The following is a 23,992-nucleotide window of genomic DNA, read 5'->3' on the forward strand; positions in this document are numbered from 1 at the left end:
ATTTTAGAATCCTTGTTTTTGCCCGTTTATGGCGCGTGTTTTACGTCATAAACGGGTACATGGATTAGCCGGGAGATTAAATAAATGGGTAAGTGTTTTAATATAGCTAAAAGGGTTTATATTTATTTAATACAATGATGAAGACATCCGATTTTTTAAAGTTCATACATATTGACGAATATTCTGCCACCCAAAATATTTACAGCTTAGTGATTCTATTATTGAAGCGATAGAAGATGGGAAATTAAATAGAAATGATATCCTGCCTTCTATCAATGAGCTTAGCTGTGAGCTGGAAATCTCCAGAGATACCGCAGAAAAAGGGTATAAATATCTGAAGAAACAGGGAGTAATCATATCTGTACCCGGCAAAGGCTTTTATATTGGTAATACAGAGTTCAAGAAAAAGATAAAAATATTTCTGCTCTTTAATAAGCTGTCTTTTCATAAAAAAATTATCTATGATTCTTTTGTGGCTGCTTTAGGTGGGGATGCATTGATTGATTTCTATATTTATAACAATGACTTTTCGATCTTCAAAAAGTTGATCCTGAATAAACGGACCGAATATTCTCATTATGTGATTATTCCGCATTTTGTAGAAGGCGGAGAGGATGCCTATAAAATTATCAATACAATCCCGGCCGAAAAACTAATTATGCTTGATAAAAAAGTACTGGGTGTGACAGGTAATTATTCGGCGGTTTATGAGAATTTTGAAAAGGATATCTACAGGGCATTGGTTCAGGCCAAAGAGCAACTGGAGAAGTATCATACTATTAAGTTGGTCTTTCCTCAAAAGAGCTATTTCCCAGGTGAAATCATTGAAGGGTTCAAAAGGTTTTGTCAGCAGTATGCTTTTAATTATTTTGTAGTTAGTGATATAGCCAGTGAAGTTATTCAATCTGGTGAAGTTTATATCAACCTGATGGAGGATGATCTGGTTGTGCTGATTGAAAAGATCTTTTCTCTGGGCTTGCAAATCGGGAAAGATGTGGGCGTAATCTCTTACAATGAAACTCCACTTAAAAAGATTTTATTAAACGGAATAACGACGATATCAACTGATTTTAAGATGATGGGAACTATGGCAGCAGAAATCATTAAAAGTCAGAACAGGCAGGATATAGAGGCTCCGTTTTATTTGACGCTGAGACCTTCGATTTAGTATTTTTAATGGATATAGTTAGCTGATCCAGGCAGATAGCTATATCCATTCTTTCCATTGGCCGTTTTTCTTTTTATAAACGGATTGGCTCCAATTGCCACATTTATATCCACAATAATAGCCCTATTCAAGTATATCGTTTGATCATTGGAAGGTGCATTTTTAACTTAAAAATTAATCTGTAAACAGCCGAAGTGTTTAAATGCTTTACTTATCATTATAGGTTATAAATGAATTAATTTGTGGATTTTTAATGATAATTGTTTTCTGTTTTTAATTTTAAATAAATATAAAACTATTATTTGGATAATATTAATTGCTATTTTCTTAGTTTTGAAAATATTAAAAATTAATATTAATTAGCTCACTCTCTTCAATGACTACATGTTTACATTGTCTACGGCCCGGTGCAACATATTACTATCCCGTTATCACAGGTGTGTCTAATAACCACTGGCGGGGAAGAAGCTCTTCGGGAGTAAATACCCAAACCTATTATGGAGCAGGATATCTATGTTTTCAGTGTGATTCAAAGCTTAAAATCAAAAAGATAAAGTCTGTTTGCCTGGTTCTCTTCCTGGTTGCTTTGTTTTTTTTAAGTTTTATTTTAATAGGTATACTATGAGTAATCACTATGATACATTACGTATTCCCAGAGATGCAAGCCCTGATGAAATAAAAAAAGCATTCATAAAGCTCAGTAAAGAACTACATCCTGATCTCAATGGGGAAAATAGTAAGAATAAAGAAGAGCATCAGCAAGTTAACCATGCTTACGAAATATTAGGAGATAGTACCAGGCGTGATGAATATAATAAATCACTCTCTGATTTGCTTCCTGTTATAACAGCAGCTGCTAAATCTAAGGAAAAGAAAAGTTATAAGTCATGGGGAAGAAATGGTACTAAAAGCGGAGGTAAAAAGTATACATCCCAGGGAAACCAGCAATTCCGTTACCAGTCTTCAGAAGAACAATTACAAACCAGGAACGGAGACTGGACCGAATCCGAAACAAAAAAGCGGCTAAAGTCTTTGGTATTGGAAAAAAACCATCCTGATCCTGGTTAATATAGTGTTGTTCGCAATGATATTTAATAAGGCTTCTAAACTTTCATGGAAACCACAAAATGTGATAGCTGAAAAGACAGTAGTCAAAGAAAAAAAACATAAGAAGATCAGAAAAAAACGGTGGAACAGGCCAGTCAATAAAAATATTCCTGTTACCAGTCAACCTCAAAAAAATAATTCTGATAGCCTGAGGCTTTTAGAACGTTCAAAATCAATTGAAGGACTTAAAATAGCAGATACTTTACGTATTGAAAATAAGAAAGATAACGACCAAAATCCAGCATATCAATAAGTAATTTTTATTCGGATTTGACAAGGAAAAAAATCATGACAAAAACTCAAAATATATCCTCACAGGCACTTATTGCCCTGAAAGATGCTTTAGCCAAAATCTATTGGAAAAAAACAGATTTAAAGCAGTTCATCGAACTGACCATTGATAATTCGGTCATTGTTTCAACAATAAACTGGAAGGATAACCAAAAATATGATAGTGTCTCAGAACTGATTGACCGGATGGCTGCCAGAAAGGATATATACATGACCGATTTACTGAAATTACTGAAAGAAACTTCAGATTTTAATGATTTCAGCCATCTTGAATATTGGAATGAGAAAGGTGATTTAATTATGAAAGCAGAAGAAGCCGTGACCAAGCTCCGCAATCAGACAAATGGCTATTTTTCAGCGTTAGAAAATTTAGCAAAAGGCCATGAAAACAGGATCAATAACCTCGAAAGATTAAAGAAGACAATCGATTTTTCTGAAAGACTTGAAGGGTTAAACAAGAGATTTTCTGAAATTGCTATCGGGTTAAGTCCGCAAAATAGGGGATTTGCATTTGAAAAGCTGTTGAATTCTTTGTTTGAGCTGTTTGAATTAGATCCTAAGGGACCTTTCAAGACTCAGGGAGAGCAAATTGATGGTTCATTTACTTTTGATAGCCAGGATTTTTTATATTAGAGGCTAAATGGCAGACGCCACTAGTGAATGCCAGTGATCTGTATGCATTTGGTGGCAAGATCTCGGGTAAATTAAAAAACACTTTAGGACTGTTTATTTCTCTGAATGGCTATTCAAAGGACGCTACGGAAACTGGCAGTACGACTCTTAAATCTATGATATTAATGGACGGCCAGGATCTGATGCAAGTACTGGAAGGCAGAATTAGTCTGAGCCAGCTGATCTTTCTCAAGAGAAGACATGCGTCCGATACAGGTGAAATTTATCTCAAGATCAGGGGGTAAGTCATTAGATGTAGGCGGTGAAAAATAACCGCAAATAGTCCTATCATTACGCCGAAGCCTCTATTTCACCGGCCTTAAAAAGCTGGTTTCTTTGCATCGTTTAAAAACAAGATGCATGGAAACAGGTTTCAGAAAATGGATTATCGTAGCTACAATCATCACTTCAACTATCATTGAACTGATTGATACTACCATCGTTAACGTATCCATCAATACGATGAGTGGTAATCTAGGCGCTCCGTTAGAAGATACTGCATGGGTGATTACATCCTATGCGATTGCAAACGTAATCATTATCCCCATGACCAGTTTTTTAGCTGAGAAGATTGGGAGAAAGCAATATTATATAGGTTCAATCATCTTATTTACCGTAGCATCGGCCATGTGCGGGTTCTCGGATAGTTTATGGGAACTGGTAGCGTTCCGGTTCTTTCAGGGGATTGGCGGTGGTGCATTGCTTTCTACATCGCAATCTATTTTGTTTGAAACTTTTCCTGCTAAAGAACGTGCTACAGCAAGTGGGATATTTAGCCTGGGCATCATTATCGGCCCTTCCATTGGACCGGTAATGGGTGGTTTTATTGTAGATAATTTATCCTGGCAATGGATCTTTTATGTCAATATCCCTATCGGAATTCTAGCGGCCCTGTTGTCTTACATCTACCTTAAACCAACTAAAAAATCAGATGATGGGCGAAGTATCGACTGGCTTGGTATTTTTCTGCTTGCAGTAGGGGTAGGCGCGCTACAGGTAGTACTGGAACGCGGCGAAACGGATGACTGGTTCTCGGCCACTTATATTGTTGTGCTCACTATGTTCTCGGTGATTTCATTAGCTACCCTGGTCTGGTGGGAGCTTAAAATCCCTTTTCCGGTGATCAACCTGCGGGTATTGAAAAGTGCAACCTTGTCCATTTCAGCTATTATGACGTTTGTGCTGGGCTTCGGATTGTTCAGCGCAGTATTTGTTTTTCCGCTGTATGCGCAACGGATTATTGGTTATTCAGCTTTCCAAACCGGAACCATGCTCTTGCCGGGTACTTTAATAGCAGCTATGATATCGCCGTTTTTAGGTAAAATGCTGCAAAGTGGCGTTCGCCCGCAATACCTGATCATCCTGGGTTTCGGTATGTCGGCGGTATTCGGTTATATGATGTCGGGGTCGAACCTGGAAACTGGTACCGATTACTTTTTTATCCCTTTAATTTGCAGGGACTCGGCGCTGCGTTATTGATTGTTCCGCTGACAGCACTCGCAGTATCAGAACTCAAGCCTTCTGAGATCCCGCAAGGGGCTGCTTTGAATAATATGATGCGGCAGATGGGCGGATCTTTCGGTATTGCTTTAATTAACACTTATATCGCACATCGCGAGGCCGCTAACCGCACCGCATTAATTACACATGTTACTGCTTCAGACCCACAGACCATGATGCGGCAGGAAATCTTTATCCGCAATTTTATGGCACATGGCTCCACTTACCTGCGCGCGGTACAGCAATCTCTCGGTGCGCTGGAAAATACTGTAGTTAAGCAAAGTTTCTTGCTCAGCTATATGGATGCATTTTTACTGTTAGCCCTGTTAAATGCCTGCTGTATCCCACTGGTTATGATTACGATTAAAAAACGGGCAAAAGTAAAAACCGGGAAAATAGTTTTACCTGATGCCCACTAGTTAACTATTTTAAAATAATCTTAAATACAAAGAACGATGTATACCATCAACTGAAATCAAAAAGCCAGGGTCAGTATGTATGAATGCACTGGTTTGTGCTATTCAGGATACAACACCTCATTTAAGGCGGATTAGCCTAAAACACGAATTACTCAAAGAGATTGGCCCGCTGATTCCGGGCGGCCACTTTAAAATTTTCATTCCGTCTGTTCAAGGTGCACAAGCAACTTTGCCGGAATTGTTAAGTGGCAGACCATTCTTGCCCGATGAAAAAACTAAGCCCTATGTTCGTACCTATACAATAAGAAGTATAGATCAGGTCGCAGGGATTTTGGATGTCGAATTTGTTCTTCATGGAGATAGCGGCCCTGCATCTGCCTGGGCAGAAAATGTTTCGATCGGTAATCATGTGGGGATAGGTTTGAAAAAGTCGGGTAGAATACCTATACAGGCCGATTGGCATTTATTTGCAGGCGATGAAACGGCTACACCCGCTATCACAGCTATGTTAGAGGCATTGCCGGCAACAACAACGGGAATCGCTTTTATTAGAAGTGGGAGGTTCAGCAGAAACTTTTCAGATCAAAACTGAAAGTGCTGTTGAAATACGCTGGTTAATCAGGAATGGGAAACCAGCTGAACAATCGGATCTGATATTGAATGCTGTAAAAGAAGTAACGTTGCCCGATGTTTTGTTCAAATCGCGGTTTGTCTGGATTGCCGGAGAGGAAAAAATGGTGAGGGCGATGCGCAAATATGCATCAGAACAGCTTGAATTGAACCGCGAAGAGCTACGCGCTACGGTATACTGGACGGCTGGACTGAGTGAAGATGATTATCAACAAATCAGAGTAAACATAAATGATTAATTTTGAGTAATGAAGAATATCCCTTTACATATATTACAGGATAACACAAGCCTGGGTTTGCAGATTGAAAAATTTGTGGAGGATGAGCCTTATGTTGATATGGTGGGGCCTCTTGGTGCACACCGTGATGATCATTATATTTTCTTTTTGCTGAAGAAAGGTTCGGGGATGTTGATGATCGATCGATTTCAATGAAATTCAATTATTGGAAGGGATGCTTTATTATGTTTTGCCAACGCAGGTACACCACCGGCTCCGTAATGTGGGGGTAGATGGCTGGTTCGTTGCCGTTGATGTCGCACTGATTCCTCAGCAATGCAGAGATGTATTTGAAAGCGGCTTATTGCTTCAGCGGCCTTATGAACTCAATGAGGTACAACTTGAACAATACCATAATCTGATGCTGCTGTTCTATGAAAAATATAAAGAGACCGATACCAATTCGTTTTATGTACCAGTTATCCACGCATTACTGCAATCGTTTTTAGCAATTGCTGCGGGTTTTTTCAACGAACACTCTGGTCTTAATTTAAAAGTATCAAGACGCGCCGAAATCTCTGGTCAATTCAAAAATCTGTTAAAAGCAGAATTGCGCACTATGAAAAGCCCTAAAGACTATGCAGCCAGGTTAAATGTTTCAGAATCTTATCTGAACGAAGTGCTCAAAAAAACTACAGGATTTCCTGTAAGCTACTGGATACAACAGGAAGTGGTGACCGAAGCGAAACGCCTGTTGTATTATAGTCAGCTTACCGTTAAAGAGATTGCCCATGATCTGGGTTATGCCGATCATTCTTATTTTTCCCGTTTATTTCGCAAACTGAGCGGCGCTTCTGCGATCGCTTTCCGTGATCAGTACCGTAAGTAGTCCTATTCTTACCGCGATGCAGCTATTTTATATGGGTAAGAAAGGCGGTTTCTTTGTGTCAGTCAAATATACGCTACATCAGCGAGCTTTCCTGTTGGCTCAAAGAACATGGCTATTGCAATACACATACCTGGTTTTATGTGGCTGGAAATCAAGAGCGGGTTGCTGAGCTGTGCAGATTGTTAAAAAGTATGGGATTACTGAACATGCAGGTAAAGGGTTTTTGGTCATGAGTATTGCAGGTATAGAAGAGAACCTTTATTACATAACTCAGAATCCGTAGTAACGATGCCACGGATTCTGAGTTTATCAAAAAGGGATTTTGTAATTTTAAAGAGTGATTTCTTCAGTGTAAGCTGAACCGAAGCGATCAGTAGCTACTACTTTAAACTGGCGGGTTCCAGGAGCAGGGGTAGCAAAAAACAGATGATCTGTTAAGGTCGGTTCCACCCATTTATGTTTTTTAGGAACTAACGGGCCACCATATAGTTTGTAAGCGATCGGGTCCATTGCTGTTCGCTGTTTCATTTCTCCTTTATTTACTCCGTCTTCGAAGTATTCCACTTTCCATTTTGGGTCCCAGTTCCAGATGTTGACACCGATTTCTTGTTGGTTGGCAGGGGTGGTTTCTGGTGAATTGCCTGAAGTAGTTCCTGAGGCAATTTCTGAGAAAGAACCTTTAGGATAAATCCTGAACTGATGATCTTTAGCTTTTCCAGTAGACTTGTAAAACCACTTGATTTCACTGCCGTTTACCTCGTAAACACCGTATCCGTTAGGGCAGCCGTCACTGCAAACCGGCCCTGTCCACCATGCATGCGCCACATACCGTACCATGTACGTGTTCGATCATGTTGCGGTCTTCCCATTTCTCATTCATGTGTGTATGTCCGGATAGGATATGAACCTGATAACCTTCCAGTAATTTGTATAAACGTTCTCTGTTTGATAACACACCACCCAGTTCATCATCTTTCAGTTTATTCCTTCTGGAAGTACCCGTATTGGTAGGGATATGTACAGAAACTACAACTGTGCTTCCCGGTTTAACGGTCTTCAAATCCTGTTCTACCCATTGCAACTGGGTTTCTGTTAAATAACCAATGTATTTTTTTGCGACGCCTAAAAAGAATACATTATCTAATGATATGTAATGGATCTCACCCCGGTTATAAGAATAATAAGCAGGGCCGAATTCGTCTTTAAAAGTACGGGTTGATAATTCATCAGATCTTGCATCCAGATCCATATCATGGTTACCTGGCAGGTTGAAAAATGGGATACCTGTTTCTGCTACTGCATCTTTATAATCAGCTATCAGCTCAAAATGATCCCAAACCAAATCGCCACAGCCAATTCCATGAAACAAGGTTCCCTGAGGATAAGATTTTACTAATTCCTGTACATCAGGAACGGTCTGAGCTTTTAACAAAGCCGCGTCTTTTTTAGAGATTATCTGGGGATCAGCCCAGACTAAAAAGTTATGTTTCTGATCAGATACATTCAGTTTTTCCAATACAAAATCAGCTTTGAAACCAGCACTGTCTTTTGGTATAGCTTTATAAAAAGCGGTAATGCCTCTCTTTTGATTAAACTGATAACCAGCCGGAGAACTGATATAAACATAGTCGGCAGTGTGGTTACTCAGCAGTTCGTAATTACCACGTTGATCAGTCAGGGTAATATTGATCCCATCTGTTACCGCAACACCAGCAATGGGGTTACCTCCCGCACTGATATTGCCTTTTAAATTAACTGTAGTCAGGTCAGTTGGTTTTGCCGGGAGTGGCAGGATTGCTGCCTCGATTAAACTAGCAGGGGGCTACAATTAAAGTACCTGATAACCCTAAGTTTCTTAAAAAATGTCTTCTGTTTAACATCAGTATATTATTTAGTTTGCGTAAATAGCAAAGTCTTCAATGCTTAGTCTTCCGTTGTTAATGGATGTATTATTTGTTGTTCCCAAGCCTAGTTTTTTAACTCTAAATCGTACAGGCCCGGTAATGTCCATCAGGAATGTTGCTGTTTTGGCAACGGCCGATGCATCATTAATTACCTTTCCGGTTTGTACCCATGTTAAACCGTCATTTTTCGAATATTCTAATACAAAAGAACTGGTCGCATCATTGTAGTAAGCACCATATAACAAGGAAACTTTTGATGCCCCGTTAGGCACATTAAAGTTCATTTGCACATAACCCGGTACAGCCAGGTTTTGTTGCATCCTGATACATTGAAATCCAGTAGGATTAAAACGGTCACGGCCAGATGTATTAGCCAGAATAGCCTGATCCAACAACCAATTGCCCGTTTTTAAGCCAGCAACTGCCGCTGCATAAGAAGCCTTTAAACTCTGATCCGGAAACTCAAAAGTTTCGGGGAAACCCGTATAAATTGGCCCGCTTGCATCCAGCATGTCGAGTATATTACGAGGCCACAAACTAGGTACAGCATCGCTTTTTCCGTCAGCCTGATACATTAGCGGGATACCTGTAAAAGTAGCACTTGCTGGTAATCCCCTGCCCGCAAAAGAAGCACCCTTTTCTGTGTGTAAAACCATTGTTCCACCATTGTCTGCTAAACTTTTATCGCCTGCATATAACTCTCCGGCAACAGGAACAGGAGTAATGCTTCCAGAAAATACTCTGACCAGACAGCCTTCATAATCATCTGGTTTGGCTTTAAATAAAGCCGTAGTTACGGTAATTGGGTTTCTTGCATTTCCACTGGAAACCTTTGTCACTGAAGCTGCGTTTAAACCAGTAACCTGCAAACTTCCATTCACTTTTTTAAGTGTTGTCCCGTTCAGGTCTACGACAATAGAATCTCCCGTTTTCAAAGCTGCAGCGTTTTCTACGGCTAGTAAAATCCCCCTGGTTTTATTCCTTCTGTTATTCTGCATCGCTACAGTTCCAGCGGGCATATTCCCAGACTGGACATCAGAAACCACGATTCCGATAAGCTGATGTGCGCCGGCTAAATTGCCTGTGTTTAAGTCAACAGCTGCACCCTGATAGATTGCACGCAGATCTTCTATGGCGATAATCGGACTTGGATCGCCCAAAGCAGAATCATGCTTTTTACATCCGGCCAGGCCGATTAATAAGAACCAGCAACCTAGAAATTGAAATATATATTTGTTCATGATTATTGAGTGATTAAGGTTTTTGCCACCATACTTTAGTGTATAAATCATCTGCGCCCTGTATCGCTACAGCAGCAGAATAATTTGCACCATTTGTAGATTGCAGATAGACAGGGTAATTTAAGCGGGAAGGCATCTGACCGCTATTAGGTAAACCAAGACCTTTAGGTAACTGAGGATGATGACCTGTCCGGCGATATTCAAACCATTGTTCCAGATCAGTCATAAACAGACTGTAATATTTCTGCACATGGATCAGCTCCAGTTTATCCTCCAAAGCTAAATTGTCAGCCCATTTTATATCTGCACCCAGCAGATAGTTTTCAGGAACTGCATAACCCCAGTAAGTAATCCCGTTAGTTACCCCGTTTTCATAATAACCTTTAGCTGTTCCGGTAGTAATCCAGCCTTTCGAAGACGCTTCAGCTAGCAGAAACTGGAGTTCTGCATAGTTCAGGATATTACCTAATAAAGGCTCGGACTGTAAGGCAACGGGCAAAGTGGACTTTCCTTCAGGGGCTTGCCCTACAGGATAACCACTTGGAATTCCCTCATATTTTCCATTGTAAATCGTAGCCCATTTCGCGATTCGCGGATCGCCCCATTCCTTTAAATTGTTGACAAAGAAATCAGCCAGTTTGGGTGTGTACCAATCGGCAGGTCGCCAGGTGGAAAAGGTGAAACATAAGGTGCAGTACCTGACCATCTCAAAGCTGCCGACTCTGCGTTACTGCTGATAATCGGGTAATTCGAACTGTTTACATCTACAATATCCTTAATTTTTGCTACTGCTACAGCTGGAGATTTAGCAGAAATCCGCATCAGCAATCTCAAATAAAGCGTATTGCCAAACTTGCGCCAGTTAGCTGCATTTCCTGCATAGAGCGGATCACTTGAAGAAGGGATATTGGTGCCAGTTTTTAACAGCTCATTAGCCATTTCCAGCTTTTTAAACAGCTCCGGATAAATTACTTCCTGACGATCAAATTCAGGCATGAAAATACCTTCTTTGGCTTTTGTCGCATTGAAATAGGGGATGTCGCCATAGGTATCGGTCAGTAACGAAAACACATAAGCCTGGCAGATCAGCGAGATCCCTTTGAAACTATTGCTGCTCAATTGTTCAGCACCTTTATAAATATCATTGAAATTGGAAAGTTCCAGATACCAGCTGTTCCAGAGGTAATCACCCTCAGATTTACGGATGTCGTAACGGAAAACTTTCCCGTCTGTATCACCCATATCTACGGTTACCTGCATCAGTTCGTTAGCGAGCCTCTGGCTGCGGCTCATATTCGCTTTCACAATATTTGTAATTGCAGGAGCAAGCAAAGCCTGCGGTAAAGCCTTTTCACTCGTATTAGGATTCACATTCAGCTCCTGAAAACCTTTTTTACAAGAGGTCAGCGCTAAACATAAAATCAAACAGATTGTATACTTTGTAAGTCTCATATTCTTTAAATACCTATGTTTAAATTGATTCCAAAAGTTCGGGTAGAAGGGAACTGACCCAGTTCAAAACCCTGGTTAATGGTACCATCGTTTAGTGTTCCAAACTCAGGATCAAAGCCCGGCCATTTTGTGATTGTCATCAAATCACGGCCATAAATACCAATTGTAGCTCTTTGTAAACCAAGTCTTCTCAGTGTTTTTGGTTTAAAGGTGTAGTCAACCGGGCTTCGCGGAGTTTGATGAAATCAGTAGAATAGGTAGCTCCTTCAATATTATCCCGGCCATAATGGGTGGTATAATAGGTGGTCATATCCTGCGCGATTACCGTGTTTGGGCTATAGCTGCCATCCGGATTTTGAACTACGCCTTTACCAATAATCCCGTTGTATCGTCCCGGAAGGGTGTTTGTTGTTTTTCCTTGTTCAGCTAAAACGGCTGCGGTGAGCGAATAACCTACGGCACCATATTGGGCATCCACCAGGAAACTCATTCCGAAATTCTTATAACGGAACTGGTTACCCAAACTCGCTTTCCATTTAGGGTTGGTATTGCCGATATAAAGCTGATCATCAGGAATGACCGGGTAACCGTTGTTATAGACAATCTGCCCGTCTGGTGACCGCTTGTAACCACGACCATACAGATCGCCCATACTCCCTCCAATTTTAGCTACAATTGCACCACGGCTGGCAGGCCCGGATTGTAAAATCAGGTTATCCAGACTATCTGTTAAAGCGATTATCTTATTTCTGTTAGCGGTAAAAGTTCCGAAAACTGTCCATTTGAATCCGTCTTTCTGGTCTATCGGTGTACCATTCAATTCTACTTCTATCCCTTTGTTACGCACTTTTCCGGCGTTTACATAAGCGTAGCTTACGCCCGAAGAACGGTCTACGGTAGTTTTCAGGATCTGATCTTTGGTGTCACTTTTATACAGGGCAATGTTGATCCCCAGGCGGTTTTTTAAGAATCTCAAATCGGTACCGACCTCATAACTCGTGGTATATAAAGGTTTCAGATTGGTATTGGTTAATACGGTTGGATTTTGGAGTCCGCCGGGATAATTATCGGCTACATCATAAGTGAAAGAAGTGATATAAGGGGTTTGCTGACCACTACCCACACCTGCTACCGAAGCTCTTAATTTGGCATAAGAGATAAATTTTGGCAGTTTAAACATTTCAGAAAGGATGCCACTCAGGTTTACCGAAGGATAGAAAAAGGAAACATTATCGGTAGATTTTGCAGTCGCGAGTACGCTGTTCCAGTCGTTACGGCCTGTAACATCTATAAATAAGTAATCTTTATAACTTGCTGTCGCGACACCATAAAAGCTGTTAATCCCATATTTACCACGGTAAGGTTTTGGCGTTAATACCCCTGCACTGTTAGCCAGGCTGTAAATACCCGGGTAGGTAAGCGAATCTGCACGCAGTTCGTCTTTGTTATAAGTATTTCTTAACATGCTGCCTCCGGCAGAAACCGAGATTTTAAGATCTTTGTTCAGGTCTTTGTTGTAGCGGACTAAAAAGTCGTTGGAAATCTCCTGAGAGAAGATGTTTTGGGTTCTGAACATTCCTTTTTTGAACTTCTCGGTATCAAATGGGCGTTGCTGAGAACGGGCATCGTAAGAGAAGTCCATCGCACTGCGAATCATCAGACTTAAATTCTTAGAAAAATTATAAGTGGCCTGTACGTTTCCGGTTAGTGCATTGCGGTTAGATTTGTTGAGCATTTCCTGGGCAATCAGGTAAGGATTGTCAGGATAACTGCTAAAAGGATAGCTCTGCGCCACATTTTCTTTTCCGGGAGCCCAATAGTCTTTTAACCATCCGGCATCCGCGCTGGGTAACCAGAACATGTTCCAGTACATGATAGACTGGTTATTGTAGCCGGTAGAAGGCAGGTTATCGCTAAACTTGTTGGTATAGTTAACTTTGGTCGCGACCTGAAGTTTCTCGTTTACTTTATGAGTGGCAGACAGGGCGACGGTGTTTCGGCCGTAACCTGTATTGGGAATGATCCATTTGTTATCTACATTGGTCAGCGAAAGACGGAAAGTGGTCTGGTCATTTCCACCATCCAGGGTTACACTGTTGGTGAAAGTACGGCCGCTTTGAAAGAAATCTTTTCTTGAGTTTTTATAGGGAAGCCATGGGGTTCTCTCTTTGCCTGTGGTTTTAGTGATCGGGTCATACTGGAAAAAGGATTGTCCGTTAATTTAGGCCCCCAGGCAGAACTTGTACTTCTGGTACTTGGGCCATCTTCTGTTGCGCCAAAGGAGTAAAAGTTGGCGCCATCGTTTCCTTGTCCGTATTCGTACTGGTAATCGGGCCAGCGGGAAATAGTTTCCATAGCGGTATTGGAATTGACAGTTACCCCGATACCGTTTCTTTTTTTACCGGATTTAGTGGTAATGATGATTGCACCATTTGCACCTCGCTGTCCGTATAAAGCGGCTGCTCCGGGACCTTTTAAGACGGTTACATTTTCTATGTCGTCTGGGTTGATATCGTTTAAACCACTGCCAAAGTCAATAGGGGACTCGCCTTGTAAATAAGCAGAGCTGCCACTTCCTGTTGTCCGGCCGCTGCCGTGGTTGATCACGACACCATCTACGACAATTAAGGCATCGTTTTCGCCGGTCAGGTTACTTTCTCCACGGAGGATGATTTTGTTTGAACCAGCCGGGCCACCGTTAGATCTGATCAGGTTTAAACCGGCAACTTTACCGGAGAGGGCGTCTGTCCAGTTGTTGGACATGGCATCGGTCAGCTGTTCGGTTTTTAAGACTTTGGTTGAATAGCCAAGTGCTTTTTCTTCTCTTTTGATACCGAGGGCTGTGACTACGACTTCATTTAAGGCGTTTGTGGATTCCTGCAGATGAAGGTTTAATAAGGTGTTATGATTCGCTGTGATCTTTACCTTTTCGGTACGGGTATCATCAAAAGAGATGTATTTGGTGATGATGGTATAGGTGCCCGGATCAAGGTTGATACTGTAGTTTCCGTCGTTGCTGGATTGGATAGTTTGTGCAGTTTCGAGTATTTTGATGGATACACCGGGAATTGGTTCTGCATTTTGATCGGTTACTTTTCCTGTCAGTTTCCCTTTTACACTGTTTACGAGCAGGATGTTTTTAGCATCTGTTTGTTTGACGGTTAAGGGTTGGTTGCGGAGTAACAGGCGCAATGTTTCCGCTACTGTTCTTTCTGCTTTTGGCAGGCTGACTTTTTGCTGGTCGTCTAACTGGCTGTTGTTATAGCTGATGGTCATGCCACTCAGTTTTTCGAGCTCGTTAAAGGCTTTTTTTAAGGTAATACTGGTTGCGCCAAAGGTAATCACCTGGTTTGTTTGTGCGTTTGCTGTACTGATAAACAGGTTTAACCACAACAAAATTGCTGTACAGCTAAGCCATCGAATAGTATTATTCATATCTTTACTAAGTTTTGTACTTTTTTAATCGGGAGTTTAAAACATTATCTAAGGGCCGGGAACGTTACAGCGTTTTCCGGCTTCTTTGTTTTTTATGGGAGCGTAAATTTTTAGTTCATCGTGGTTTCCTTTTTATTTATAAAATATAATGGTGTTGTTTGATTTGGTGTAATGTGATCCGGTGAGGGTAGCCAGTGTTTTGAGCATCTGGTCTATGGGTGTTTTATTGAATGACGTGGTTACTTTGATGGCTGCCAGTGTTGGGTCTTCAAGTTCTATGTCGAGTTTATAGGTTCTTTCTATGGTAGAGGTGATTTCTTTGAGTGAGGCATTGTAGAAAACCATTCTGTAGTTTCTCCAATCGCAAATGGCTTCTGCGTTGATCTCGTTTTTATTCGTTTTCCCGGTTTTGGTGTCTATCTGGAGCTGCTGATCGGGTAAAAGGAAGTTGGTAATAGCGGGGTGGTTTTTTTCTTTGAATACGACACCTACTTTTCCTGTTTTTACGGTTACGGCTATGTGGCTTTCTTTAGGGAAGGCTTTGACATTGAAGGATGTGCCGAGAACGGTTGTACTTACTTTTCCTGTTTGGATAATGAAGGGCTGGGTGGTTTTGTGTTTGACGTCGAAAAAGGCTTCTCCTTCGAGTGTGACCAGTCTTTTGTTAGTGGCAAAGTGTTTTGGGTATTTGAGTTTACTGCCTGCGTTGAGGTAGACGATAGAGCTGTCGGGAAGGATGAAACTGCTTTGCTGGCCGTATGGGTTGGTGATTTCGGTGAGCTTTTTTGAGGGTTGGATTTGTGGCTTTTGTAATGGGTAACTCCAATGGCCATGATGATGATTAGCGAGGCTGCCATGGCCAGTTTGGCAAATGGAAATTTACGCTTGACAGGTTGTTTGTTTTGATTGATGTGGGCGGTGATTTTAGCCCAGTTGTTTTGTTGGTTGACCGGATCTTTGTAATAGAGTTTTGAAGCATCCAGGATCAGGATGACTTCTCTGAACTCTGTTTCGTGTGCAGGGTTGCTGGCTACCCATTTTTGCAGGATAGTCAGATCTCTTTCTGTAATCGTTTGATGATAGTATTCAGTAATCAGCTGATAGTATAGTTCTTCCATTTCGTTCTTATCTGTAAGACAAGATTGATGGGGTGGTTTACGTAGTGTGAAAGGTTAAGGTTATGTTATTAGTGTGTTAACTAGATTTTCTTTCCTGAAGTGGATAGGAGGGTACGCAGGGATTTTATAGCCTGGTAAAGGGTAGTTTCTACGGTGCGGACAGTAATGCCCAGGAGAGGGGCGATATTGGTTTTATCGATTTGCTCAATACGGCTCATCAAAAGGACTTCGCGCTGTCTTTCAGGGAGCAGGTTGATGAGGGACAGGATGCGTTGTTGCGATTCGCGGTTGGTCAGGATTTCAAATGGGGTAAGATGCTCGGAAAGGAGTGTTTCGTGGTTTTCAAGGGGTTCAAGAAGGGGTTTGTGTTTTTTCAGGTGGTTTAAGGACAGGTTTTTAGCGGACTGGAACAGGTAGGGTTTGAGTAAACGGATTTCCAGTTGCTTGCGGTTGTCCCAGAGTTTGATGAACAGGTCTGAGATGAGGACTTCACTGATGGTGATATCTTTGGTGAATATGGTTGAGAATTGGGTCAGTGAGGTATAGTAACGGTCAAAAATAGTTTGTAAGGATAAGGTGTTGTCCTGGTGGAGCAGGGCAAGGAGTTCTTCGTCAGAAAAAACGTTGTAGTTCTGTGTTTTCATCGCGAGGCAAAGGTACAGGTCTAGTGTTGTTACGGGGGTGTTAAGTTTGAAGGGGAAGGTAAGTGTAAAATATTTGTAGTCGGAAATCTGTCTTAGAGCATAAGGTTTTTATGAAGGATTTGGGGTAGACCGACTTTCTGTCTATATTAGATGTCTAAAGAATAGGATCTGGTTTAGTATAATGTACAAGGGAGAAGATAATATTTACTGGACTTTTAGTTCTTCAGCGCAGGCCATTGCCGCGCTAATAGGCTTTCTGGCAGCGGGGTTTTTCTTTATCCATGAAAGAATGGACAGAGAAGTAGAAAAAGATGAAACCCTTATTGAAATTTATGCCGATATTAAAAAGCAATATTTTTCACGGTTAACCTTTTTATTATGGCTTACCGGTCTTTCCATAACCTTTAGTTTGATTCTAGTCTATCTTAATGGATTTGATTTAGGCGTGTTTTCAATATTGCTGGTAATAACCGTAGGAGCCCTTAATATTTTTACAATTTTCCATGCAATGTTATTTGTAATCTTTATTGTAAATCCTTCAAAAATTGAAAACACAGCGGATAAATTAATTGAAACTGATAAAGAATCATTTGATGTTAAAAATTCTCGTACGGTATCAAGAGAAGAGTTCCTGGAAAAATTTATGCTATTGGAAAAAACAGTGCAAAACATTTTGGCCAAAAATCAAGGTTTTGGTGTTGACGCTGGCCGTGCTCAACAATTTATGCCTTTTCAACGGGCCGTCAGTGAGCTTCTTCAAAGAGGAATATTAACCCGGGAGCAGGTTATGAAATTGAATCGGGTAACCAAAATAAGAAATCTGATTTCCCATGGAGACGTTAAGGTTGTTGATTCGAGGGCCCAAATGATTGTCGATGACCTAAATAATCAGCTGAGAAATAAGGCTTAATGAAACTGCTTTGCTGTCCGTATGGGTTGGTAATTTCGGTGAGCTGGTTTTGAGGGTTGGATTTGTGGCCTATGTAATAGAGTTTTGAAGCATCCAGGATCAGAATCACTTCTCTGAATTCTGTTTCGTGTGCAGGGTTGCTGGCTACCCATTCTTGCAGGATAGTCAGATCTCTTTCTGTAATCGTTTGATGATAGTATTTAATAATCAGATGATAGTATAGTTCTTCCATTTCGTTCTTATCTGTAAGACAAGATTGATGGGGTGGTTTACGTTGCGGGAATGGTTAAGGTTATGGTATTAGTGTGTTAACTAGATTTATAGCAGCATACGTAGTGATTTTATGGCTTGGTAAAGGGTAGTTTTCTACGGTACGGACAGTAATGCCCAGGAGCGTGGCGATATTGGTTTTATCGATTTGCTCGATACGGCTCATTAAAAGGACTTCGCGCTGTCTTTCAGGGAGCAGGTTGATGAGGGACAGGATGCGTTGTTGCGATTCGCGGTTGGTCAGAATTTCAAATGGGGTAAGGTGCTCGGGAAGGATTGTTTCGTGGTTTTCGAGAGGTTCAAGAAGGGGTTTGTTTTTTTTAGGTGGTTTAAGGACAGATTTAGCGTACTGGAACAGGTAGGGTTTGAGTAAGCGGATTTCCAGTTGCTTGCGGTTGTCCCAGAGTTTGATGAACAGGTCTGAGATGAGGACTTCACTGATGGTGATATCTTTGGTGAATATGGTTGAGAATTAGGTCAGTGAGGTATAGTAGGTCAAAAATAGTTTGTAAGGATAAGGTGTTGTCCTGGTGGAGCAGGGCAAGGAGTTCTTAGTCAGAAAAACGTTGTAATTCTGTGTTTTCATCACGAGGCAAAGGTCTAGCGTTACGCGGGTATTAAGTTTGAAGAGGGAAGGTAACCAACAGCAATTATTGAAATTTCTGTTGGTTCTTATGTTAAATTACGTGTTTATATGAATTGTGTTTTTTTTTTGGTAATTTACCTCTTTTAATAGCTCTGCAATTTTTCTATAGGTATTACTCTCTTTATTTGTATGATCAGTATAAATAGGTTTAAATAAAAACCACATAATAGATGAAAAGATGATAGTGAGTGCTATATTAATTATGTACTTTAAAATTTCATCTTTATGAATTGGAAGTATTATTGCCATAAATAAACTTGCTAGCGCGATTATGACTGCTAAAAATGCGAGGAATGAAAGTTTTGTAGCTTGTATATTTCCTTTTTTTTCACATTCTTCTGTTAAGTCCCGAATGCCATTATAATCCAGTTGTAGAACATTTTTACAGTATAAAATGAGTCTTTCACTTCTGCTATAATCTAAGGTCTTTCCATTTAGTGATTCAGCTTTTTTAAATAAATTTGTAATTTCCCGTCCTACTATTCCAAGCGTTATAAATAAAATAAATAATATTGTAAAAGGGAGATAGTTAAAATTTGCTGTAATTCCAGTTCCGATAATAATTATGCACGGGGAAGATAATATGGCTAAACAAAATAAGTATTTGGTTAGACGTTTGTATTTCTTTAAAATACTTGTATCCTCAGGGTGATCCATGAACTCGTAAATCATTGCTTTAGTTGATACTGAGTTTTCATAGTAGTATTCTTTAATATCTTTAATGGTCATTTTTTTCATAATTGTTTTTGTGTACAATTACGATATTATTTATCTTTTAAAAGGTGTAGGAGTCGTTTTTATTTTAACTATTATAGTTTTTATTTAAGTAACGGCCTGGTAAAAAAAAAGCGAGTCAAGAATATAACGAATGCTAAAATGATACAAATAAAAACTAAAATTAAACCTTGTTAAAAAAATGTTCTTAACTTTCTCTAAAACAATGGTTAAAGTATTATATGTAGACATTGTTAAATTTCCATGTGAATAATCTCTTAGCTTTAAAATTGGCGTTATGATGGAGTTAAATAAAAAAGTCGATGAATATATTGCAAAGTCAGAAGGTTTTGCAAAGCCAATCCTGGAACATTTGCGACAAATAATTCACGACACTTGCCCAGAGGCAGGAGAAGATATTAAATGGGGGATACCTCATTATTCTTACAAGGGCGATCATTTAGTAATGATGGCCGGTTTCAAAAATCATTGTTCATTTAGCCTGTATAAAGCAGAATTTATGAAAGATAAAGCCATTCAGGATAGTGTGAAGTCGGGAAAAAAGTTTGGCTATATGGATAAACTTAAAGACATATCAGAATTGCCTGCAAAGGAGATTTTAGTTTCGTACGTTAAAGAAGCAATGACGATAAATGAAAAGGGAATAAAAAAAGAAATTCCAAAATCTGACAAACCAAAAGTTATTGAAACGCCTGACTATTTTAAAACAATGCTGGCGACAAACCCAAAGGCGAAAGATGTTTTTGAAAACAAGTCAGACTCTTATCGTAAAGATTACTTAGTTTGGATAACAGACGCAAAAACCGAAGCCACAAGACAAAAGCGAATGGAACAATCATTGGAATGGATAGCAGACGGAAAAGGTAGGTTTTGGCAGTATGACAAGAAATAATTGACATACATAAACGCCCCGAAACGAAGGCCACCGATCAGGTCTGTATTAGCTCATCCATCCTTCGATTAATATCCATGCATGCTTTCCATTCTCCGTTTTCCTTTTTATAGATGTAAGTTGTTCCATTGCCACATAAATCAAAGCAATGGTATTCTTCCTCAAAAATACAGAGCGTGTTGTTCCTGAAAAAAATCGGTTTTTTAAAACTGTAGTAACGGTGGATGCCCATCTTGTGAAGGGGACCCCACCCGTTAGACCGGTTTAAGAAAAGAAGATCTATTGTTTTCCTTTTTATAGCGCTGTGATGTCGTAATAATTTCCTGGGTATATTTTGGATTTTTGATTCTTCTAATTGTTCGTTAATGATTTTTTTGTCTTCTTCAGTTAAAATAGCAAAACGAATGCTGCCTTTTTGGTATGAGGAGAGTTGTTGATCAAAGATAGTATCAGCTTTAAGTGTAGTTTTTAATTCCTGTGATTCGTATTGTCTATAGCTATCTATATATGCTGTTTGCTTTTCCGTTTTGTCTTGTCGTTTAGTAAGATACCATGTCATGAATTCAGTCTCAACTTTTGAACTTTGTGCCTTGGTTGTGTTAAAGAGACATAAGATGCAAAACGAAATGATGTATGTTTTAATCATTTTGTAAGATTTCTTTATAATTATAAATTTGTTGGTAAAAGGTAGGGATAAACTTAGAAATAAATCGAGGGATGTATTGAGGAGATATATTTGTTGAGGTACTGCATGTTAATTTTTATATAAGATCGAACTCTAAAATTATTCTAGTAAAAAGACTATTTGCAGAATGAATTAGTAATTTGTGAATGATTAATAATTAATTATGCTTTTAGAGCAATTTAGACGTAGTTTCTCCTCTTATCAGAATAAAACTCTATCTGGAGGGATAATTGGTAAGAATTTAAGAATAATTGATAACGGTTCTGGTCAGCTCACGCTTACAGGTGATATATCTTTACATTAAAAGTTTTGGATCTCACTTTGGCAGGAGCACCACGGATAAATAGCTTAATGCGGTTATCTGAACAAGCGATTATGAGCAAACTAAGGGGGGTGCATACGGTGATCAGGCAATTTTTTATGAATTCAACTCTGCGAAAAATGCCTTTACAAATAAGCAGCATACATATAGCCTCAGATATAATTTTAATTATACAGCCAATCTTGTTCAGGTCAATAGTATAAGCCAAATTGCGGGTAATGATTTTGTCCTCGCATTGGTTGACGAGATTGGGCATCGCTTTACTGATATTTATGGGCGAAAGCATGTTTCAGGTGGTTTGGCACAAAAGACCGGTGGGCCTGCAACTGTAATTTACAGTGAATGGGAAAAGGACTATCTAATTGGCGTACATGAATTTTTTCATACTTTGGGTCTTCCTGATTTGGAAGCTAACGGCTTTGAAAATCGGTTAATGTATCATCTTGGTAAGGTAGGGAGTAACGTTACGAATAGTGAAAGGGCTATAATGAACAAGTTTATTATGTACGACCTTAGGGATATGACCAAAGGATCTTATTCAAATCCGGGTAATAATATGGTTAATCAAATTGAGAACCTTTTTAAATGATAAATCCAATGGTTTCAAATATAATAAGGCTAAGTTTAGGTAGTTTCATAATTTGTTTGTTTTTGTCTTCTTGTAATAGTCAAGAACCAAAGCATATCGACGATGTCACATATACTAAAAATGATACTTGTAAATTAGATTTATCAGGAGGGGAAGCTGTTATACTAAAGCTTGGTGAATGCCGTTACTGCCATTTGATCAATGACGTTCCAAGATTTAAGAAGAATATCCCGATTTTTAAAGAATTGGCTACTCTCGACAGTCTAAAGTTGAGTAATTTTATATTTGTTGGTAAACACAATGGCATGTACAAAAAAGTGTTTCCACAAGTTGTTAAAAGAATTGACAGTTTAGATGATTGCCAGAAGAGAAACCTGATTCATTTCATTAAGAATGCCGGTCGGAATCAAGTAATGCACTAATGTAATACGAAGATCTTATATAGCTTAATTTTCATGACCGTTTTTCCTTGTATTCTCTATATACAGCCGATCCTTTAGTTTGAATGCCTCCAGTTTTTCTTTCAAAGCATTAACCTTCTGAGAATATTGAATGGCCTCATTCATGATTTGTTTTTCTCCAGCTGCAATACCCGAAGATGCAGGTCTGATAATTGTGTTCTCAAGCAGTTGATCAATGTCATGATTGCATAAAGCGTTCGAATTGTAATACGCCTCAAATTCTTCAGGTGTCCACCATTTACCGGTAGGTTTGTGATACAACCATGCATTAGCAAGTAGTGCATCCTTTATCAATGGCCTTAATCTGACCCAATCACCTTTTTGTTGACCATAATGACTTATTCCCATAGCGCAAAGCTAATGACTAATATTCTGAATTACTAAAAATATTAGTAAAATGTTTTAATGGAATATATTATAAACTTTAGAGAGGTGGAATTTTCACAAACAACTCATGGTAAACTATTTATTAAAGCAATAAATCGCGTTTCTGCTGCGGATAGATATTTGTTATCTATTTGAATATTAGCTATATATTTTAGTAAAGATGCAGAGCCATTCATTGTTGTAATAAGTACTAATAATTCCATTTGTTCATGAAAAATACTAGAATGATGAATCAAAAAGTAGAAAAGGATTATGGGAAAATTATTCTGGCTTTCATAATCATCTTCGTCCCCATGTTTTACGCAATAATATATTTGTGGTTTTTTTTACTAATTCCTCTGATCCATCCATTATTCTGTAACTGGTATATTTAGTACTCATCTAGTTGCACTAATTTTGTGGCCAACAAATAAACTGCATTTGCAGGATATCGTGTCATGACTTCCTTACACACCGGTAATATAATTTATATTGATGATTTGTGTACACTGGAAGCTTACAGAGGGAAGGGGCTAGGTTCTCAATTATTGAAATATGTGAATGATGTTGCGGTATCAAATAATCTTGATGCAGTGGTACTGGATACAGATTTCACTAACAATACAGCACAGAAGTTGTATTTGAAGAGTGGGTATAAGCTTGCTTGCTGCGGTCCATCTGGCATGTAGTTTAGGCCAAAGGAGTTAATGTTAGAATTTTTTTTGGCAAAGAGGTAGGGAGGCAGTATTCAATAAAAAACCATCTCGTAAACTTGATATTTTAGTAGATATAGATGGAAGAAGCGATGTCGGGTTTTTATTTAATATAAGCAAAGAAAGTTTTGTGGTATGTTGGTTTGATATCAAAATATACTTGGGACAATCTCTTCAGATCGGGACTTTCAGTCTGAGCGGATAAGTTAAAACTGACAAATAATAGCAGGCCAGATATAATTTTAATTTTATTGTACATATTTAGTTTTACTTTTTAATAATTGTATTATTTCTTCTTGATTATCCCAGAATGATGGTACGAAATATAATTTTTTATTACCATCAAATTTAAAGGTGAATATTTTTTCATCTTTAAATATCTTCTTTGGATTTAATTCTTCAGCAATTAGAATTTGATCTAAAGTAGTTTGAAAACTGGATTCATGTCCTCTTAATAATCCTTTAGAACAAAAAAAAACTACTGTGTCATTTATTACTGTAATCTTCGTAATAGTTTTCCTTGCTATTGATAGAAGTTGTACCCCTCTAATAATAAATATTTTTGTAATAAGTATAGTTCCTATAAATGCACCAGGTAAGTAATGCCTTTCTCCTCTAACTACGGTTAGAGAATTTATATATACTACAATTCCAAGCAAGCAAAATATCCCTGGGACAATAACAAAGAAGTTTTTTTTATCTTCTGAATAAATTC

General features: G+C 39.1%; 31 protein-coding genes and 4 pseudogenes. 17 read left to right on the forward strand and 18 right to left on the reverse strand.

The genetic code is table 11. The annotated features are described in order from the left end of the window. Positions 1-229: 229 nt before the first annotated feature. The 12 genes and pseudogenes from ACWYN3_RS03950 to ACWYN3_RS04005 all read left to right on the forward strand — a co-directional run. Positions 230-325: pseudogene (locus tag ACWYN3_RS03950) on the forward strand (hypothetical protein); the annotation flags it as partial. Positions 326-472: 147 nt separating this feature from the next. Beyond that, positions 473-1,168, forward strand: a complete 696-nt coding sequence (locus tag ACWYN3_RS03955; protein ID WP_456219957.1) for a hypothetical protein — start codon at positions 473-475, stop codon at positions 1,166-1,168. A 621-nt stretch (positions 1,169-1,789) separates the two neighbouring features. Next, on the forward strand, positions 1,790-2,236 hold the full coding sequence (locus ACWYN3_RS03960; RefSeq protein WP_456219958.1) for a J domain-containing protein: 447 nt from the start codon (positions 1,790-1,792) through the stop codon (positions 2,234-2,236). A 16-nt stretch (positions 2,237-2,252) separates the two neighbouring features. Continuing rightward, complete coding sequence (locus ACWYN3_RS03965) at positions 2,253-2,528, forward strand: hypothetical protein (protein ID WP_456219959.1); 276 nt, start codon at positions 2,253-2,255, stop codon at positions 2,526-2,528. Between the two features lie 35 nt (positions 2,529-2,563). After that, on the forward strand, positions 2,564-3,199 hold the full coding sequence (locus tag ACWYN3_RS03970; protein WP_456219960.1) for a hypothetical protein: 636 nt from the start codon (positions 2,564-2,566) through the stop codon (positions 3,197-3,199). A gap of 23 nt (positions 3,200-3,222) precedes the next feature. Beyond that, positions 3,223-3,483 carry a hypothetical protein gene (locus ACWYN3_RS03975; protein WP_456219961.1) on the forward strand — a complete coding sequence of 87 codons (261 nt, stop codon included), beginning with the start codon at positions 3,223-3,225 and terminating at the stop codon, positions 3,481-3,483. Positions 3,484-3,598: 115 nt separating this feature from the next. Beyond that, a complete protein-coding gene (locus tag ACWYN3_RS03980; protein WP_456219962.1) occupies positions 3,599-4,717 on the forward strand; it encodes a DHA2 family efflux MFS transporter permease subunit in 1,119 nt (372 codons plus the stop codon). Then, entirely contained in the window at positions 4,690-5,157 is a 468-nt protein-coding gene (locus ACWYN3_RS03985) for a hypothetical protein (protein ID WP_456219963.1), read from the forward strand. Before ACWYN3_RS03980 ends, ACWYN3_RS03985 begins: the two co-directional genes overlap by 28 nt. 79 nt (positions 5,158-5,236) lie before the next feature. Then, entirely contained in the window at positions 5,237-5,749 is a 513-nt protein-coding gene (locus ACWYN3_RS03990; protein WP_456219964.1) for a siderophore-interacting protein, read from the forward strand. Next, the gene (locus ACWYN3_RS03995; protein ID WP_456219965.1) at positions 5,712-6,026 is read left to right on the forward strand and encodes a siderophore-interacting protein; all 315 of its coding nucleotides are present in this window, start codon (positions 5,712-5,714) and stop codon (positions 6,024-6,026) included. Before ACWYN3_RS03990 ends, ACWYN3_RS03995 begins: the two co-directional genes overlap by 38 nt. 9 nt (positions 6,027-6,035) lie before the next feature. Further along, positions 6,036-6,221, forward strand: a complete 186-nt coding sequence (locus ACWYN3_RS04000) for a hypothetical protein (protein ID WP_456219966.1) — start codon at positions 6,036-6,038, stop codon at positions 6,219-6,221. Positions 6,222-6,240: 19 nt separating this feature from the next. Continuing rightward, positions 6,241-6,894: a helix-turn-helix domain-containing protein gene (locus ACWYN3_RS04005; protein WP_456219967.1), complete on the forward strand. Its 654-nt coding sequence runs from the start codon at positions 6,241-6,243 to the stop codon at positions 6,892-6,894. Between the two features lie 330 nt (positions 6,895-7,224). Here the strand turns inward: ACWYN3_RS04005 and ACWYN3_RS04010 are convergent, their stop codons facing one another. The 3 genes and pseudogenes from ACWYN3_RS04010 to ACWYN3_RS04020 form a co-directional block, all read right to left on the reverse strand. Then, positions 7,225-7,731 (reverse strand): calcineurin-like phosphoesterase C-terminal domain-containing protein, encoded by a 507-nt coding sequence (locus tag ACWYN3_RS04010; protein ID WP_456219968.1) that lies wholly within the window; start codon positions 7,729-7,731, stop codon positions 7,225-7,227. Then, on the reverse strand, positions 7,682-8,410 hold the full coding sequence (locus ACWYN3_RS04015) for a metallophosphoesterase family protein (RefSeq protein WP_456219969.1): 729 nt from the start codon (positions 8,408-8,410) through the stop codon (positions 7,682-7,684). The genes ACWYN3_RS04010 and ACWYN3_RS04015 overlap by 50 nt, the downstream gene beginning before the upstream one ends. Before the next feature lie 57 nt (positions 8,411-8,467). Continuing rightward, positions 8,468-8,632: pseudogene (locus ACWYN3_RS04020) on the reverse strand (metallophosphoesterase N-terminal domain-containing protein); the annotation flags it as partial. On the opposite strand from ACWYN3_RS04020, the gene ACWYN3_RS04025 reads away from it, so the two are divergent. After that, positions 8,580-8,726: a hypothetical protein gene (locus ACWYN3_RS04025; RefSeq protein WP_456219970.1), complete on the forward strand. Its 147-nt coding sequence runs from the start codon at positions 8,580-8,582 to the stop codon at positions 8,724-8,726. The pseudogene ACWYN3_RS04020 and the gene ACWYN3_RS04025 overlap by 53 nt on opposite strands. A gap of 59 nt (positions 8,727-8,785) precedes the next feature. On the opposite strand, the gene ACWYN3_RS04030 is transcribed toward ACWYN3_RS04025, so the two are convergent. The 9 genes and pseudogenes from ACWYN3_RS04030 to ACWYN3_RS04070 all read right to left on the reverse strand — a co-directional run bounded on the left by ACWYN3_RS04030 (position 8,786) and on the right by ACWYN3_RS04070 (position 16,688). Further along, entirely contained in the window at positions 8,786-10,039 is a 1,254-nt protein-coding gene (locus ACWYN3_RS04030; RefSeq protein WP_456219971.1) for a DUF5689 domain-containing protein, read from the reverse strand. Positions 10,040-10,052: 13 nt separating this feature from the next. Then, entirely contained in the window at positions 10,053-10,745 is a 693-nt protein-coding gene (locus ACWYN3_RS04035; protein WP_456219972.1) for a SusD/RagB family nutrient-binding outer membrane lipoprotein, read from the reverse strand. Further along, positions 10,649-11,491: a SusD/RagB family nutrient-binding outer membrane lipoprotein gene (locus tag ACWYN3_RS04040; RefSeq protein WP_456219973.1), complete on the reverse strand. Its 843-nt coding sequence runs from the start codon at positions 11,489-11,491 to the stop codon at positions 10,649-10,651. Before ACWYN3_RS04040 ends, ACWYN3_RS04035 begins: the two co-directional genes overlap by 97 nt. A 5-nt stretch (positions 11,492-11,496) precedes the next feature. After that, on the reverse strand, positions 11,497-11,634 hold the full coding sequence (locus ACWYN3_RS04045; RefSeq protein WP_456219974.1) for a hypothetical protein: 138 nt from the start codon (positions 11,632-11,634) through the stop codon (positions 11,497-11,499). A 47-nt stretch (positions 11,635-11,681) separates the two neighbouring features. Then, positions 11,682-13,364, reverse strand: a complete 1,683-nt coding sequence (locus ACWYN3_RS04050; RefSeq protein WP_456219975.1) for a TonB-dependent receptor domain-containing protein — start codon at positions 13,362-13,364, stop codon at positions 11,682-11,684. 215 nt (positions 13,365-13,579) lie between these two features. Then, a complete protein-coding gene (locus ACWYN3_RS04055) occupies positions 13,580-14,926 on the reverse strand; it encodes a TonB-dependent receptor plug domain-containing protein (RefSeq protein ID WP_456219976.1) in 1,347 nt (448 codons plus the stop codon). Between the two features lie 132 nt (positions 14,927-15,058). Then, positions 15,059-15,271, reverse strand: a complete 213-nt coding sequence (locus tag ACWYN3_RS04060) for a DUF4974 domain-containing protein (protein WP_456219977.1) — start codon at positions 15,269-15,271, stop codon at positions 15,059-15,061. A 204-nt stretch (positions 15,272-15,475) separates the two neighbouring features. Continuing rightward, positions 15,476-15,805 (reverse strand): annotated as a pseudogene (locus ACWYN3_RS04065) (FecR family protein); the annotation flags it as partial. 319 nt (positions 15,806-16,124) lie between these two features. Beyond that, entirely contained in the window at positions 16,125-16,688 is a 564-nt protein-coding gene (locus ACWYN3_RS04070; protein ID WP_456219978.1) for an RNA polymerase sigma factor, read from the reverse strand. 181 nt (positions 16,689-16,869) lie between these two features. Here ACWYN3_RS04070 and ACWYN3_RS04075 point away from each other — a divergent pair, with 181 nt between their 5' ends. Further along, positions 16,870-17,598, forward strand: a complete 729-nt coding sequence (locus tag ACWYN3_RS04075) for a hypothetical protein (RefSeq protein ID WP_456219979.1) — start codon at positions 16,870-16,872, stop codon at positions 17,596-17,598. Here the strand turns inward: ACWYN3_RS04075 and ACWYN3_RS04080 are convergent. The 3 genes from ACWYN3_RS04080 to ACWYN3_RS04090 all read right to left on the reverse strand — a co-directional run bounded on the left by ACWYN3_RS04080 (position 17,528) and on the right by ACWYN3_RS04090 (position 19,252). After that, positions 17,528-17,830 (reverse strand): hypothetical protein, encoded by a 303-nt coding sequence (locus tag ACWYN3_RS04080; protein WP_456219980.1) that lies wholly within the window; start codon positions 17,828-17,830, stop codon positions 17,528-17,530. The two genes, ACWYN3_RS04075 and ACWYN3_RS04080, sit on opposite strands and share 71 nt — an antisense overlap. Before the next feature lie 60 nt (positions 17,831-17,890). Further along, positions 17,891-18,331, reverse strand: a complete 441-nt coding sequence (locus ACWYN3_RS04085) for an RNA polymerase sigma factor (RefSeq protein WP_456222880.1) — start codon at positions 18,329-18,331, stop codon at positions 17,891-17,893. Between the two features lie 219 nt (positions 18,332-18,550). Then, a complete protein-coding gene (locus tag ACWYN3_RS04090; RefSeq protein WP_456219981.1) occupies positions 18,551-19,252 on the reverse strand; it encodes a hypothetical protein in 702 nt (233 codons plus the stop codon). Positions 19,253-19,526: 274 nt separating this feature from the next. On the opposite strand from ACWYN3_RS04090, the gene ACWYN3_RS04095 reads away from it, so the two are divergent. Next, positions 19,527-20,141 carry a YdeI/OmpD-associated family protein gene (locus tag ACWYN3_RS04095; protein ID WP_456219982.1) on the forward strand — a complete coding sequence of 205 codons (615 nt, stop codon included), beginning with the start codon at positions 19,527-19,529 and terminating at the stop codon, positions 20,139-20,141. Positions 20,142-20,178: 37 nt separating this feature from the next. Here the strand turns inward: ACWYN3_RS04095 and ACWYN3_RS04100 are convergent, their stop codons facing one another. Then, the gene (locus ACWYN3_RS04100; protein ID WP_456219983.1) at positions 20,179-20,787 is read right to left on the reverse strand and encodes a hypothetical protein; all 609 of its coding nucleotides are present in this window, start codon (positions 20,785-20,787) and stop codon (positions 20,179-20,181) included. A 596-nt stretch (positions 20,788-21,383) separates the two neighbouring features. Here ACWYN3_RS04100 and ACWYN3_RS04105 point away from each other — a divergent pair. Next, positions 21,384-21,737, forward strand: coding sequence for a hypothetical protein (locus tag ACWYN3_RS04105; protein ID WP_456219984.1), 354 nt, complete (start codon positions 21,384-21,386; stop codon positions 21,735-21,737). A 446-nt stretch (positions 21,738-22,183) separates the two neighbouring features. Here ACWYN3_RS04105 and ACWYN3_RS04110 read toward each other — a convergent pair whose 3' ends face one another. After that, a complete protein-coding gene (locus ACWYN3_RS04110; RefSeq protein ID WP_456219985.1) occupies positions 22,184-22,546 on the reverse strand; it encodes a hypothetical protein in 363 nt (120 codons plus the stop codon). A 470-nt stretch (positions 22,547-23,016) separates the two neighbouring features. Here ACWYN3_RS04110 and ACWYN3_RS04115 point away from each other — a divergent pair. Further along, positions 23,017-23,253: pseudogene (locus ACWYN3_RS04115) on the forward strand (GNAT family N-acetyltransferase); the annotation flags it as partial. A 272-nt stretch (positions 23,254-23,525) separates the two neighbouring features. On the opposite strand, the gene ACWYN3_RS04120 reads toward ACWYN3_RS04115, so the two are convergent. After that, positions 23,526-23,936, reverse strand: coding sequence for a hypothetical protein (locus ACWYN3_RS04120; protein WP_456219986.1), 411 nt, complete (start codon positions 23,934-23,936; stop codon positions 23,526-23,528). Positions 23,937-23,992: the final 56 nt, after the last annotated feature.

This window comes from Pedobacter sp. NJ-S-72 (genome assembly GCF_053890575.1).